Below are 15,146 nucleotides of genomic sequence, written 5' to 3'. Positions count from 1 at the left end.
CCCTCTTTGTGTGTTGCGATAGTTTGCCATTGATGAAAAACGGTTTTATTAAACGCGCATTTAATAAAAACATTGTACACTTTTTGACAGGTGAAACCCAGCCTGCAACAGGCTAAAAACTCTTATGGAGCATAGAGATGTCGTTGATTGGCAAATAACGAGGGAGAAGGCAGGCCTACATTTTAGTCAAATAAGGCCTGCTTAATTAGAGTGGTTTATAGACTAAGGACGCAGTTAGCTTCGTGACTGATTGGGCTGGTGGCATAGCTGTCGGCTTGGTCGTCATTCAGCCATTGGTTTGAGTCGAGCAGGTAACGAAATTGGTATGCTGAGGCTACTGCTAGATTAACCGTGCAGCTAAATAGACCATTTTTTTGTTTTCGCATTGGATGACTGGCAGGATCCCAATCATTGAAATCACCTACCACTGAGATGCTTTTGGCATCGCCAACTAAGTCAGCAGGCAAAGAAAATTTAATTTTGCATTCCGGTTTTGTCTTGAGAAATTTTTTTTCAATCATTTCCTGCTCCTCGGGTAACTCACTTGACGGTTTTAATGGCAAATCCTTCTACGTTCAATGAAGCAAATCCTAAGCCAAAGGTAATAAGTGGTTAATCTGCTGATAAAAATTTCTAAAGTCCTGGATCAATAAGTAGTGCTCAAAGCGAAAAAACTGTTTAACCCTAGTCGAATTGCACCTTTTAATACGCAAAAGGTATGCATTCTGTTATCTCTTGGTGCAGGTAAAAATCGCCACATTTATTATTTCTGTACTAGACTGAAATAATATTCAGCGAAAAATGAGGTGTTGTTATGGACTTACAACTGATCGTTCTTCTCGTGCTAAGTGTCATGCTGTTAATTAAGGTTGTTTACTTAATGGTGGTGAAAAAAGCTCACAAAAAGCCATACCAACCTAAACATCATCACAGTGGCCATGGTCACCATGGCCCTTTCTAAGTGTCTCTAAGCACCACGGTAACGCTTATGTTTCGCTTCTTTGACTTTTTCTAAGTCCACTAGGACTAAGCCGTCAACGCAATAGCCAAAGTCGGCATCGACCCCAAAGTCTAAGAAGCGAACCCCTCCTGCTTCACACAACTCACTGTACTGCTTAAACAAGGTCGGCACGCTAGCACCCACATGACCCAGTTGCTCTTTTAATGCTCTAAAATCTTCTTCGTAGCTTTCTCCTGTAAATAACCCAGCGATCAATTCATTGTGATCTGGATTAATTTGGTAGGGCGTATAAGAACGAGCTAGATGCTCATTGTCGGCATAATATTTTTTGTAAAAGGCCACAATAAGGTCCTTGGCAATTTGCGGGTAGCTGTTGCTTAAGCTCACTGGACCAAACATATAGCGAATATCTGGGTGACGGTTTAAATAGGCGCCAATGCCATACCATAAGTAATCCAGGCTGCGTTTGCCCCAATATTTCGGCTGTACAAAACTACGCCCCAGCTCTATGCCTTGTTCAAAATAGGGTTCCATGTCGCAAGAGTAGCGGAACAGCTCGGCACTGTAGATTTTGTTACTGCTCTTATCTCTCATGTAACGGGCGACTTCCCCTATGCGGTAGGCGCCGACAATTTCTAACTCTTCTTCGTCCCACAAAATAAGATGGCGATAGTACTGATCAAATTTATCTAAATCGGTACGTTCTCCAGTGCCTTCTCCCACTTGTCGAAAGGCTATTTCACGTAGTCGGCCGATTTCCTTCATGGTGACGGAGCTTGGATTGTAATCAAATAGATAAATCTGCTTGTTGTCCTTGGTGCTGCCTAGGTGCTCAGACTGCTTCAACTCGTTTTTAATTAACTGTCGATTCTGTGGATGGTCGACCGTCTTTTCGGTTTTCAGTAAAGGCTTTTTGCCCTTGGCAATGCGGTAAAGGTGGCGCTTAACCAGTTTATTTTTGTCTTTATCTCTAAGTGGTAACTTAGCCAGTTCTTGAATGGGAATGGCTTGACCCACCTGCATTGGAATCTTGCGATTCTTCTGGCGGAACATTTCATTGGCGAGTTGTAGGGTCGACAATGGTCGATACACCAAAGAGCTGGTGTAAAACAGCATGGAGTTACGACCACCAATATGCACAGGTAATAAAGGGCTGTTGGTTTTTTGCGCCAACTTTAGGTAGTTATGATTCCAGCGTTGGTCTTTTACCCCACTTGGGGATAAGCGAGAGACTTCTCCCGCAGGGAAAATGATCACGGCTTCTTCATTGTGAAGGCAGTTCATAATGGCTTTGAGTTGCTGGCGACCCGTTTTGCCACCTATGTTATCTACAGGGAGAACAAGGTTATTTAAGCTGTCGAAACCCATCAATAAATCGTTGCCGACAATTTTGACATCTGGACGTATCTCGCCAACCAAACGCAATAAAGCTAGGCCATCCAGTGCGCCTAAAGGGTGGTTAGCAATGATCATCACGCGGCCACTGGCGGGAATGTTACGTCTGTCTATCTGACTGACCTGATAACTAAAGTTGAAGTGATCAAGAACTCGATCTATGAATTCAAAGCCAATGCAGTCGCTGTTTTGTTCTAAAAACTCATTCACCTCGCTTTCATGAAATAAGCGCTTTAAAACACTTAAAGTTGGGCGAGTAATAATGGGACTTTTATCAAAAAACTGCGGTGATTTACTGGCAATCAATTGTTCAACTTGTATCACAATAGGGCTCCGCTAGGGTTCATAGACTTGTTCTTTATGACCTCAGATTAGAGTGTATTCATGACATTAAAGTGACAGTGGTGTGTCTGATTGATGACGGCTGAGTAAGCAATTTATGACATTCCATCGTTTGAATTCGCCGTTGAAAAGAAAATTTAAGGATTGTTTTGTGCACATATTGACATTTTGCAAGCGCTTGCATTAATGTGTTGATGTCGTTAAATCAACTAAAGGAAGAATAAAAATAATGAAACTTCAACTCTCAAATGCGCCTTGTTCCTGGGGAATAGAATTTGCCGATAACCCTGATAATCCACCATGGCAAACCGTGCTAAATGAAATATCTCAGGCAGGATATAAGGCAACAGAGCTGGGGCCTTTAGGCTATCTGCCCACCGATAGCCAAGTTTTGGCTGCAAAATTAGAAGAGAATGGCCTAGGGCTGATCGCTGGAACTATCTTTAAGCATCTGCATAAAGCAGAGCAACGAGATGCCATCCTTCAATATACCCATGACACCTGTAAGCTATTACAGGCTCAGAATGCAAAATATATGGTTGTCATTGATCATGTATCTTCACCGCGTACAGACCAAGCGGGTCAGGTTGAGACAGCTTATCGCTTACCAGATGAGCAATGGCAAGAGATGATGACCACAATTACTGAGCTATCCCTGATCTGCCGAGAATATAACATCACCCCTGTTATTCATCCCCATGCAGGTAGTTTCATCGAATACCGTGATGAAATTGACCGCGCCATGCAAGATCTAGACAGTGATTTAGTTAAGCTTTGTATTGATACGGGCCATTGCCGATACGCAAGTATTGACCCTGCTGAGCTGATTGAAACCTATCAAGATCGTGTTGAATACATTCACTTCAAAGATATTAATGAAGCCGTACTTGCGCATACCGTAGCGAATAATGTGGATTTCTATAAAGCCATTGGTAATGGTGTCTTTTGTCCATTAGGCCAAGGCTGTGTTGATTTTAATGCTGTGCGTTCAACATTAGAAAGAATCCAATACGAAGGCTGGATTACCGTTGAGCAAGACGTTGACCCTGCAGCCAAAGATAACAGCTCATTAGAAAATGCCCAGTTGAGTTTGCAATTTATTGAACAAAAGTTTTTGCAATAAGTTGCCAATATAAATTGGTGAATCAATGAGTTAAAGCGCCTTCTGCTACTTATTAAGTGGTGGGTTGCGCTTTTCTTTTATATTTCATACCACAGACCATTAAGTGGTATGAGCTAGGGGGATACTATGATTGCAAATCCAGTAATTGATGCATTGGGAAGAAAGCTACGCTTGGGTGTCATTGGAGGAGGGCCTGGCTCCTTTATCGGCATTGTGCATCGGGGCGCAGCTTGTTTAGAAGAATATTATGAAGTCGTGGCTGGGGTCTTTTCGTCAAAGCCTGAAACGTCATTGCAAAGTGCCCAACAGCTAGGCATAGCAAGAGGCTATGCCACTCCTGAAGAAATGATCTTAGCAGAAGCTGCTCGTGAAGATAGGGTCGATGTCATAGCCATTATGACCCCTAACAATAGTCACTATGAAATCGCTTGTTTAGCAATAAAACATGGGTTTCATATTATGTGTGAAAAGCCTCTAACTAATCATTTAGATGAGGCGATGGACCTGGTTGAAAAAGTACAGGCTAGTGGCTTGGAATGCTGTGTTGCTTATGCCTACTCAGGTTTTCCTATGGTTAGGGAAGCAAAGGCTATTATTGCCGCCGGTGAACTGGGCGAAATCCGCATGGTGCAATGTGATTATGTGCAAGGGCATCTTGCAGAACTGACTGAGAGCGAGCGCCTTTGTAAGAACTGGCATATGGACCCAGAGATAGCGGGACCTTCTTTGATCTTAGGAGACATAGGGACACATTGTTACCATCTGGCTGCGTTTGTTACAGGTATGGAGCCTAGTGAAATTAGTGCGGATCTTGCGACGGTTGTGCCCGGTCGGGAGGCAGATGATTACACGGGGATTCTAAGCCGTTATGACAACAATGCTCGGGGCTCGTTCTTTATTACTCAAGCTGCCGCGGGAGCAGATCACGGTTTATATCTGAGAATATACGGTAGTAAAGGTGGCCTAGAGTGGCATCAGGAGCAGCCGAATCAGTTAATGGTTAGAAGCCTTGAGCAGCCTACCAAAATATTGCAAAAAGGTGGCTTAGGACTGCATGAAGCGGCAAATCGCGTATCGCGTATTGCGATTGGTCATCCGGAAGGTTACCGAGAAGCATTTGCTAATCTCTATACCGACTTGGCAGAGGTTATTATTGCCCAGCATACTCAAATTGAAGCCAATCCATTAGCGCGTTACTTTCCGAGTATTGAGGAGGGGGCACGAGGCGTGAAATTTGTTCAGGCTGCTGTGGCATCTCATCAAGCCAATGGTCAATGGATGAAGCTAGATTAGCCATTGTGTTAAAGCAGCAGTAAACGAAGGTGGTTACTGCTGTTTTAATGTCCCACGCAAGACTACTTGGCAAGGTAGTAAGCGCTTTTCTGTATCCAGTTGGGGCTGCTCAATGCGGTTTATAATAATATCCACAGCCGCGTCGACCATCGCCTTGATGGGTTGTTGTATGGTGGTGAGGTTATAAGCCCCCCAAGAGGCCATAGACATATCATTAAAACCAAGTACGCCAATATCATCTGGACACTTTTTACCAAGCTCGCGAGCCGTATCTAGCGTGGCAATCGCCAGAATGTCATCACCGCAAAAAATAGCCTCTATTTCAGGGTTGTCCTTCAGCAGCTTTAGCGATTGTTTTCGAGCAGATTCGTAGGAGTAAACCTCACAATGTTCGACTGCTGCAAGCTCTAGATCGTGCTGTTTAAGCGTTTCAACAATACTTTGTTTACGATCTATCGTGGTGGTGGCATTGATAGGGCCACCTAAAAAGGCGATCTTTCGATAGCCATGGTCTAGCAATAATTGCACTCCCATCTCGCCACCATGATAGTTGTCTGCCGTGACGATATTGATAGGGCCTTGAATATTTTCACGACCAAACATGATGGCCGCTGGAAGTTTCGCCTTCGCACAAACCTCTGCAAAAATGGAAGGTAATACAGACGAAAGGAAGAGCACACCATCGACTCGGTATTGCAATAATCGATCAAGTACATCTTCAGGTTTGGACTCAGAGGCAAGGTTTTCGACTAAGGAGCGGTAATTTCGCGATTGAAGCTCCTTGGTTATCAAATCAAGTACTTCTATAAACATGGGGTTTTCGAAGTTGCTAGAAATCACACCAATTAGGCGCGTCCTATTGGTCATCAGAGACTGTGCCAAAATATTCGTTTTGTAGCCAAGTTCATTGGCCGCAACTTCGATTTTCGCACGGGTTTTTGCGGAGACACTAGCACCCGGTGTAAAAGCCCTTGAAACCGCAGATAGAGAAACGCCAGCTTTGTCGGCCACTTCTTTTTGGGTTATGTGTTTATAGCGGTTATTGTTCATACTTTACCTTATGTTGGCTTTATCTAGCCTATATCACTGCGTCCTTGTTTAAATTGTCATAGGGTATTAATAATACGTTTCTTATCTGGTTTTGGCTATTTATTCGACGGTTTTGGCTATATTTTCATCGCCCTAATGACAGAGTTTAAGTACTGATGATTCAGCTTAGCGTCTAATAAAGTGCGATCAGAGTGCGGATCACACTCTTGCTCTATAGTTGACCAACCTTGAAATCCAGTTTCTTGTAGTGTTTCAAAGAGTGTGTCAAATCGACACAAACCAGTACCAAGATTGCAAAATAAGCCCTGACTTATCGCGTCGTAAAAATTAATTCTATTAGCAATCACGTAGTCTTTTACCTTAGGGTTGATGTCTTTAAAGTGTAGATAATGAGTTCTATTTTGGTATTTTTTATAGAAATCTATCGGGTCAAAGCCTGCATATAGGCAATGTCCAGTATCAATGCATAAGGATAAATATTTTTCGTCGATCATTTCTAAGGCGCTTTCAATTTCGTCTTGGTACTCTATAAACCCTGCTGCATGGCCATGTAATGCAATATCTAACCCATACTCTTCTTGGCCAATCTTAGCGATTGTTTCCACACGACTTATCATGCTTTGCCAGTCGCTTTTATCTAATCTCCTAGCCTCATCAGGGAGACCGGCCGTTAAGGCTCTTTCTGATGCAATAGAGTCAATTAAGACACCTGTTTTTGCTCCGTGTGCGGATAACGCAGAAAAAGTTCTGTGGGCGCCATCCAACACATTATCCCAAGCGCTTTTATCGTGAAACGGGCGGAATACAACACCTGCCGTCAGGGTTAAATCTCGCTTAGATAGGGCTTCTCCAAGAATTTCAGGGTTCTCTGGGAAGTAACCCACTGGGCCAAGCTCTATGCCTTTGTAACCTGCTAGCTGACATTCATCTAAGACTTTTTCCCAATGGGGGTTGCTGGTGGCGTCGGGCATTTCTACGCCCCAAGAACAGGGAGCATTACCTAGTTTTAACTGCATATTCGTCTCTTTTTATTTTTGATTGATGCGCTATTTGTTCCTGATAATAAGTTAAGATTATTTTATTGCAAGCGCTTGCAATAAAATAATCTTGTTGCTAGTCTGCTTAGCAAGTGATCATCAGATAGACGTTATGGCGGTCACTTACTGATTCTTATTACTCAACTAAAAACAATAAAAGGGTGAGATGAAAATGATTAAAAAAACGCTACTTGCGGCGTCAATTCTGTGCTCCGCTTCAAACTTTGCATTAGCTGATAACATGGTTATTGGGGCTCCAATGCCATCGTTTGCCGACAAATGGCTAAGCTATTTGTTTGAAGGTATTAGTGAGTTTGATGTAAATCATGCAGATGTAGACATAAAATTAACGGATGCCAATGAAGACCCAAGCAAGATGCTTAACGACGTAGACAACTTTATTGATGCTGAGGTGTCAGCACTGTTAGTTGTTCCTACTGATGTTGCAATTGTTAAACCCATCGCCAAGAAAGCCAATCGCGCCGGTATCCCGCTGGTAATCGTCAACCGCCTCCCTAATGAAAGTACCATGAAAAATGTTGATGCTTATGTGGGTTCTGAGTCCATTCAAGCAGGCATTATTCAAGCGCAAAGTATTGTTGGCATGCTAGATGGCAAGCCTGGCAATGTGGCGATTCTGATGGGTGTATTGGGGCATGAAGCTCAAATCAACCGTACAGAAGGTAATAAGCAAGTATTCTCGCAACATCCAAATATCAAAATTATTGCAGAGCAAGAAGGTCGTTGGGATAGAGCTAAAGCATTGCAAATCACCGAAGACTGGCTGCAAGCCCACCCTGAAATTAACGTTATTGTTGCTAACAACGATGAAATGGCGATTGGAGCCTTGTTGGCCGCTAAAAAAGCGGGCCTAACCGATGCTGATCTTATCATTTCTGGTGTTGATGCTACCCCTGATGCATTGGAATACCTAGGCGCTGGTTTGGATTCAACGGTTTTCCAAAGTGCTAAAGGCCAAGGTTATGGCGGAGCTGAAATTGCTTACCAGCTAGGCAAAGGCGAGAAAGTTGAAAAAATGAACTGGATCGACTTTGAGTTAGTAAAAGAAGACCAGAAAGCCGAGTACCTCTCTAAATATTAAAGCAGGACTAATGTTTGTTCAGCAGTGCGCATATGTGGAAGCGCACTGCTGAGCAGCGAGTCTAAAAAGGCGTATTGGCATAAAGCAACTAAGCGCACGGTATTGCAAAACTTAGTTGAAGCCAGACTAAAAAGGACGCTGAGAGAAGTGCTCAAACCCCGATATTACGCTGGTGCGAGTCAATTTTCTCAAAATTTAAACCACTAATAAAAACAACAACGCTTATGACTAACTCAGATTGCATATTAGAAATGGTCAATGTAAGTAAAACCTTTCCAGGTGTGAAGGCTTTGGATCAGGTTAACTTATCAATCAAAAAGGGCAGCATACACGCACTCATGGGGGAAAATGGTGCGGGTAAGTCAACGTTAATGAAAATCCTATATGGCTTGTATACACCTGATGCTGGAGGGGAGATCTTCTTTGACGGTAAGCCATTTTTACCTAAAGCACCGATCGATGCTATTCACTCTGGACTGGCCATGGTTCCTCAAGAAATCAGTCCATCTGCAAACTTATCCGTTGCCGCTAACTTTTATCTGGGCCGCGAAATCAAAAAAGGTTTGTTGATGGATCAAGAGGCCATGAACAAACAAACCAACACCATTCTTCAAGAGCTGGGGATTCCAATGAGTGTTGAGACACTCATGCAGGATGTATCTGTTGCTAAGGCTCAATTACTTGCCATTGCGACGGCAGTGTCTTACGACGCTCAGCTGATCATCATGGATGAGCCAACTACAGCCTTGACTGAGTCAGAGGTTCACCAGCTTTATCGTATCGTCAAAAAAGTCCAACAGCGGGGCATCGCCATTATCTATATCTCTCACAAATTAGGAGAGGTATTTGAACTATCTGATGAAGTCTCGGTGATTCGTGACGGCCAATACATAGGCACGAAAAAAACCACTGAGATCAGTAAAGAAGAGCTAATCAATATGATGGTTGGCCGTGAAATGGATGAAATGTTTCAGCGTGAAGATGTAGAGATTGGCGAGACGCTACTTGATGTTCGTAACCTGAGCTTAGCGGGTAAGTTCGAAGACATTAATTTTACCGTACGTAAGGGGGAAATATTTGGTATCGCTGGGCTTGTAGGAGCTGGTCGCAGTGAAGTGGTAGAAGCGCTTTTTGGCTATAAAGCTGCTCAAAGTGGCGAAATCCGTTTGCACGGAGAAAAGATTGAAATCCATAAACCCGCAGATGCGATTAAACATCGTATTGGCTTTGTTACCGAGGACCGTAAGTTAACTGGCCTCATGCTGAATATGAGCGTGACAGACAACATGATCATGCCGGAACTCTTACCTTACGAAAAACACCACCTTATCTCTGAAGAGTTAGCCCGTGATGTGGCGAACAAAATGAAAGAGCAGTTGCGCATCAAAACGCCAACAGTAGAAACCATCATTGGCAACCTATCGGGAGGTAATCAGCAAAAAGTACTCATTGCTCGATGGTTGCTGTTAGAGCCTGAAATTCTCATTTTGGACGAACCCACTAAAGGGATTGATATAGGTGCTAAGGCGGAGATCTATAAGTTGATTGTTGAGTTAGCACGCTTAGGCAAAGCCATCATCATCGTCTCTTCCGAAATGCTAGAGCTGTTGTCACTGAGTGATCGCATCATGGTGATGTCGGAAGGTCATGAAGTCGGCATTGTTGACAGGGCTGAAGCGACACAAGAATTGATTTTAGAAATGGCGGCCGGTGGCGATGTGCCATCACAACAACAAGAAGAAACTGACATCGCGTCTGAATTTAAGACTCAAGGGGTTGCATAATGGTTAAGGAAGTTAGTGCGAACGCGCGCAAAATTCATTACACAGAAATTTTGAATAAGTACGGCATGCTACTCATTCTAATTTTATTGTTTTCAGTCCTATCGCTAAAAATTGAAGGCTTTGCCTCGCTAAGGAACATATTCAGTATCCTAGAGCAGGTGTCCATGTTTGGCATCATCGCAATAGGGGTGACCTTTGCCATAGTCACAGGGGGTATCGATTTATCCTCTGGTGCTGTGGTTGCTCTGGCTTCTGTTGTCGGGGCATCTATTGTGACGGGCACAGAAGGTTATGGCATGACCATATTTGCCTTTGGCGCTGCCATGTTTGTGGGCAGTATCTGTGGTTTGATCAATGGCTCTATCACCGCATATGGCCGTATACCTCCCTTTATTGCCACTCTGGGCATGATGACAATGGCCCGTGGTGTGGCTCAGCTGGTCAGTAATGGCCGTCCAGTTGACGCAAGTTCTGATGCCTTTACTTCCATCGGTGATGGTTCCGTCTTCGGTGTACCAGGGCTTGTCATCATTTACATTGGTGTGGCCTTTATTTGTCACATCATGATGAGTCGTATGAGTTTTGGGCGCCATGTATTTGCCATTGGCGGTAACGTCAATACCGCAAAAATTTGTGGTGTAAATGTCGAGATTACCCTTCTTAAAGTCTACATCTTAGCAGGTGCTTTAGCTGGCCTAGCAGGGGCTATGCTGACGTCACGAGCGTATGCGGGTAACCCTACGTTCGGCAACATGTGGGAGTTGGATGCCATTGCCGCAGCGGTTATTGGCGGGACTTCGCTTGCTGGTGGTGTGGGTTCAGTACCCATGTGTATCGTTGGTGCCCTAATCATCGGGGTGATGAACAAAGGCTTGAATATGATGGGCGTTGATCCTTATTGGCAGCAAATCATTAAGGGCATGATCATCATTGGTGCGGTACTGCTTGATGCGCAAAAACGCAAAAAAGCGTAATCCATTGTTTTCCATTACCCAGTTAATTTAAGAATAAGAAGAGACGTATTATGAAAACAGTTCGCCTTACTGTAGCGGAAGCCTTGGTCAAATACTTAGTGGCTCAAAAAATTGAAGTCAAAGGCCAAGTTGAGCCTCTATTCGGATGCTCGTTTGCTATTTTTGGTCATGGCAATGTAACTTGCCTTGGCCAGCAGCTAAAAAATGTTGAAGACCAACTGCCCACTTGGCGTGGCCAGAATGAACAGTCTATGGCAATGGCCGCTGTCGCCTATGCCAAGGCGAATAACCGTCAACGTATCGGTATCGCTACAACGTCCATTGGTCCTGGTGCTACTAATATGGTGACCGCTGCAGGTATTGCTCATACTAACCGCCTGCCTTTGTTGATGATTTCTGGTGATGCCTACACCAGTCGTTTGCCTGACCCAGTTTTACAGCAAACAGAACATTTTCATTCTCCTTCCATTACGGCCAACGATACCTTTAAAGCGGTGACTCGTTACTGGGATCGAATTGTTCATCCTGCACAGTTGATGCAAACCTTGCCTCAGGCTTTGGACACAATGTTGGACCCAGCAGACTGTGGGCCTGTCTTCCTGGGGTTGCCGCAGGATGTTCAGGGGATGGCCTATGATTATCCAGCCCGTTTCTTTGAAGAAAAAGTGCATCGTATCCGCCGCCCACAACCTGAGACACAAGATATAGAAGCGGTTGCTGAACTGCTTCGAGGTGCTAAACGTCCTCTAATTATCAGTGGTGGAGGTGTGCATTACTCAGGTGCGAATGCTGAGTTGGCGGACTTTATCGAGCGCCACCAGATTCCAACCATAGAAACCATTGCGGGGCGTGCTGCGTTACTGCAAAGCCATCCTTTAAATGGTGGACCAGTGGGCGCGACAGGTTCAGATTCGGCTAACTATCTCGCTGCACAAGCGGATGTGGTACTGGCCATTGGCACACGCTTACAAGATTTCACCACGGGATCTTGGTCCATTTTCAGAAACCCCGATTTAAAAATTATCAGTATTAATGTTGGACGCAGTGATGCCATTAAGCATCTTGCTATGCCTGTGATTGCGGATGCTAAGGACAGCCTTGTTCAGCTAGATGCTCAACTCGGTGATTGGCAAGCTAGTCAGGCGTGGGCTCAACAAGCACAACAACAAGCCCAAAAGTGGAAAGATTTATGTGCTCAGCGTGCCCATGTGGAAGGGGATGAAATGGCCTCTTACGCGCAAGTTATTGGTGCGGTGAACCGCTTAATTGAGCCTGGGGATTCGGTGTTAACAGCTGCAGGTGGCTTGCCAGCAGAACTGAACATGAATTGGCAGAGTAAGCAGGTGGGTAAATTCGACATTGAGTTTGGCTTCTCCTGTATGGGGTATGAAATTGCGGGGGGCTGGGGCGCTAAGATCGCCAATCCAGATAACGATGTGGTGGTGTTAGTTGGGGACGGTTCTTACATGATCCTCAACTCAGATATCTATAGCTCAGTTCTTACTGGCCACAAGATGATCATAGTCGTTTGTGATAACGCAGGTTTTGCCGTGATCAACAAACTGCAAAACAACACAGGTAATGACTCCTTCAATAACCTATTAGCGGATTGCCGTCGCCCTGATGGCGAGTTGGCTCGGGTAGATTTTGCCATGCATGCACGAGCGCAAGGGGCGAACAGTGAGAAGGTCGCCAATATGCAGGAGTTTGATCAAGCATTTGCCAGAGCCAAAGCGGCGGATAAGACCTCCGTGATTGTGGTGGATATTGATCCGACTAAATGGTCCAGCTGTGACTGCTGGTGGGAAGTTGGTCTACCTGAAATTACTCGTAATGAAAAAGTTGAAAAAGCCGTACAAAACTTTAATCAAGGCCGAGCTCATCAGCGCCGCGGCATATAAGGAGTCGAACAATGTTTAATGAAGAAACGCGTTCTCAAGCGGCGATTCGCTGGGCCATGGTGGGTGGTGGTCGTGGTAGTCAGATTGGCTACGCTCATCGTGCCAGTGCTACTCGTGATGGCCACTTTAATCTTGTGGCAGGAGCGTTCGATATTGATGCTCAGCGCTGTAAGGACTTTGGGGTGAACTTAGGGTTAGCAGAAGACCGCTGTTATCCAGATTATCAAAGCATGTTCGATGCCGAGGCGCTACGTGAAGATGGTATCCAAGCGGTTTCTATCGCCACGCCTAATGGCACTCACTATGCCATTTCGAAAGCTGCTTTAGAGTCTGGTCTACATGTGGTTTGTGAAAAGCCCGTTACCTTTACGGTTGCGGAAGCCGAAGACCTAAAACGAATTGCTCAGCAAAAAGGCCGTATTTTTGGTGTCATGTATGGCTACACAGGTTTTCCAATGATTCATCAAGCGCGGGAAATGATCCAGCGTGGTGAAATCGGTGATGTCCGTGTCATTAATATGCAGTTTGCCCATGGCTTCCATTCGCAAGAAGTTGAGAAAAATGATCCCGGTGCTAAATGGCGCATGAACCCAGAAGTCTCTGGACCCACTTATGTGTTGGGAGACATAGGTACTCATGCCTTTTATTTAGCGCAACTGATGACAGGTCTCGATGTTGAGAAGCTTTGCTGTACACGACAAAGCTTTGTGAAATCCCGCACGCCTCTGGAAGATAATGCTCATGTGATGATGCAGTTCGCCAATGGTGCCGTAGGTACCTTATGGGCCAGTGGCGTGAACGCAGGCTCTATGCATCAGCAAAAGATTCGTATTGTCGGAGAAAAAGCCAGCTTGGAGTGGTGGGATGAGCGTCCTAATCAATTGAGCTACGAAGTACAAGGCCAGCCAGCACAAGTGCTCGAACGTGGTATGGGCTATTTGCATAACGACGTTGAAGGCGTGGCCTGTAATCGTATTGGTGGTGGCCATGCGGAAGGCTTCTTTGAGTCTTGGGCAAACCTCTATAGTCGCTACGCAACGGTGATGAGAGCGGCAGACCGACAAGATCAGCAAACCATTGATGAGACATGGTTCCCAGATATCGATGCGGGCATCGAAGGCGTTCGATTATTGGAACGTTGTGTTGAGTCCGCCGATAACGACGCGAAATGGGTGGCATACCATGACTAGCTTACATTTCCCGACAGACCGCTCATTGGATGTTGTTTGCTTGGGGCGTGCCGGAGTGGATTTATACGCCCGTGAGGAAAACCTCGATATGAGTGATGTATCTGGCTTCGATAAATTTGTCGGTGGCTCACCGGCGAATATCGCGGTGGCACTCACCCGACTGGGGGCCAAAGCGGGACTCATCAGCTGTGTGTCCGATGACAGCCTTGGTCACTATGTTTGTGATTATTTGCGTCAAGCGGGTGTCGATCTACAAGGTATGGTGATGGACCATTCGGGTTCAAGAACCAGTCTTGCTGTGACCGAAATGAAAGCACAAGACTGCCAAGTAGTGATTTATCGAAATCATGCCGCGGACCTTACTCTATCAATTGAGCAGGTCGATAAAGACTATATCCGCCAAGCCAAAATATTACTTGTTTCTGGTACCGCTTTATCGACTAGCCCTTCTAGGGAAGCGGCGATAGCAGCGATGCGTTATGCCCGAGAAAGTAATACCAAGGTGATCTTAGACATTGATTATCGTGCCTATTCTTGGCGCTGCCCTGAAGACTCATCACTTTATTACCAACTAGCGGCCAGTTTGTCGGATGTGGTGATAGGTAATCGTGAAGAGTTCGATGTACTGGAGTTGCTCGACAAGGACGATGCGCCTCAGAACGATGATGCAACAGCACAGCGCTGTCTTAAAGATGCGACGCAAGTGGTCATTATCAAAGCCGGTGAATTGGGTTCAAAAGTCTACACCAGAGATGGGGAGCACTTTGCGCAGGGAATCTTCCCAGTGGAAGTCAAAAAGCCCTTTGGGGCGGGTGACTCCTTTGCCGGGGCGTTTATGTATTTTCTTCTGCAGGGGGCCAGCTTGCAAGAAAGCGTCAAGATGGGCTCTGCCTCGGCGGCGATCAATGTATCCCGTAAAAGCTGTACTGAAGCCATGGCGACTAAGCAAGAACTGTTCACTTTTCTTGAGGCTTACAACTCTTAAAGCACATAA

General features: G+C 45.1%; 13 protein-coding genes. 9 read left to right on the top strand and 4 right to left on the bottom strand.

What is annotated here, in order from left to right; genetic code table 11:
• Positions 1–215: 215 nt before the first annotated feature.
• A complete protein-coding gene (locus ACUM5Y_RS14405) occupies positions 216–521 on the bottom strand; it encodes an isoamylase early set domain-containing protein (RefSeq protein ID WP_445977586.1) in 306 nt (101 codons plus the stop codon).
• A 293-nt stretch (positions 522–814) separates the two neighbouring features.
• Here ACUM5Y_RS14405 and ACUM5Y_RS14400 point away from each other — a divergent pair, with 293 nt between their 5' ends.
• Positions 815–961, top strand: coding sequence for a hypothetical protein (locus ACUM5Y_RS14400; protein WP_445977585.1), 147 nt, complete (start codon positions 815–817; stop codon positions 959–961).
• Between the two features lie 6 nt (positions 962–967).
• On the opposite strand, the gene olsF is transcribed toward ACUM5Y_RS14400, so the two are convergent.
• Positions 968–2,680, bottom strand: a complete 1,713-nt coding sequence (gene olsF / locus ACUM5Y_RS14395) for a bifunctional ornithine lipid synthase OlsF (protein ID WP_445977584.1) — start codon at positions 2,678–2,680, stop codon at positions 968–970.
• A 247-nt stretch (positions 2,681–2,927) separates the two neighbouring features.
• Between olsF and ACUM5Y_RS14390 the strand changes: the two genes are divergently transcribed.
• Together ACUM5Y_RS14390 and ACUM5Y_RS14385 are read left to right on the top strand one after the other, a co-directional pair.
• Positions 2,928–3,821, top strand: a complete 894-nt coding sequence (locus ACUM5Y_RS14390; protein WP_445977583.1) for a TIM barrel protein — start codon at positions 2,928–2,930, stop codon at positions 3,819–3,821.
• Positions 3,822–3,947: 126 nt separating this feature from the next.
• On the top strand, positions 3,948–5,114 hold the full coding sequence (locus tag ACUM5Y_RS14385; RefSeq protein ID WP_445977582.1) for a Gfo/Idh/MocA family protein: 1,167 nt from the start codon (positions 3,948–3,950) through the stop codon (positions 5,112–5,114).
• A 33-nt stretch (positions 5,115–5,147) separates the two neighbouring features.
• Here the strand turns inward: ACUM5Y_RS14385 and ACUM5Y_RS14380 are convergent, their stop codons facing one another.
• Positions 5,148–6,164 carry a LacI family DNA-binding transcriptional regulator gene (locus ACUM5Y_RS14380; RefSeq protein ID WP_445977581.1) on the bottom strand — a complete coding sequence of 339 codons (1,017 nt, stop codon included), beginning with the start codon at positions 6,162–6,164 and terminating at the stop codon, positions 5,148–5,150.
• 116 nt (positions 6,165–6,280) lie between these two features.
• Positions 6,281–7,180: a TIM barrel protein gene (locus tag ACUM5Y_RS14375; protein WP_445977580.1), complete on the bottom strand. Its 900-nt coding sequence runs from the start codon at positions 7,178–7,180 to the stop codon at positions 6,281–6,283.
• 193 nt (positions 7,181–7,373) lie between these two features.
• Between ACUM5Y_RS14375 and ACUM5Y_RS14370 the strand changes: the two genes are divergently transcribed.
• The 6 genes from ACUM5Y_RS14370 to iolC all read left to right on the top strand — a co-directional run bounded on the left by ACUM5Y_RS14370 (position 7,374) and on the right by iolC (position 15,137).
• Positions 7,374–8,303, top strand: a complete 930-nt coding sequence (locus tag ACUM5Y_RS14370) for a sugar ABC transporter substrate-binding protein (protein ID WP_445977579.1) — start codon at positions 7,374–7,376, stop codon at positions 8,301–8,303.
• A gap of 224 nt (positions 8,304–8,527) precedes the next feature.
• Positions 8,528–10,087 (top strand): sugar ABC transporter ATP-binding protein, encoded by a 1,560-nt coding sequence (locus ACUM5Y_RS14365; protein WP_445977578.1) that lies wholly within the window; start codon positions 8,528–8,530, stop codon positions 10,085–10,087.
• Positions 10,087–11,061 (top strand): ABC transporter permease, encoded by a 975-nt coding sequence (locus tag ACUM5Y_RS14360; RefSeq protein WP_445977577.1) that lies wholly within the window; start codon positions 10,087–10,089, stop codon positions 11,059–11,061. The genes ACUM5Y_RS14365 and ACUM5Y_RS14360 overlap by 1 nt, the downstream gene beginning before the upstream one ends.
• A 50-nt stretch (positions 11,062–11,111) precedes the next feature.
• Positions 11,112–12,962, top strand: a complete 1,851-nt coding sequence (iolD, locus tag ACUM5Y_RS14355; RefSeq protein WP_445977576.1) for a 3D-(3,5/4)-trihydroxycyclohexane-1,2-dione acylhydrolase (decyclizing) — start codon at positions 11,112–11,114, stop codon at positions 12,960–12,962.
• An 11-nt stretch (positions 12,963–12,973) separates the two neighbouring features.
• Positions 12,974–14,152 (top strand): Gfo/Idh/MocA family protein, encoded by a 1,179-nt coding sequence (locus tag ACUM5Y_RS14350; protein ID WP_445977575.1) that lies wholly within the window; start codon positions 12,974–12,976, stop codon positions 14,150–14,152.
• Complete coding sequence (gene iolC, locus ACUM5Y_RS14345; protein WP_445977574.1) at positions 14,145–15,137, top strand: 5-dehydro-2-deoxygluconokinase; 993 nt, start codon at positions 14,145–14,147, stop codon at positions 15,135–15,137. The genes ACUM5Y_RS14350 and iolC overlap by 8 nt, the downstream gene beginning before the upstream one ends.
• The last annotated feature ends 9 nt before the right edge of the window (positions 15,138–15,146 follow it).

Source organism: Marinomonas dokdonensis (assembly GCF_052747885.1).
Note: the sequence above shows the minus strand (reverse complement) of the source record. Positions and strands in the feature narration are given on the sequence as shown.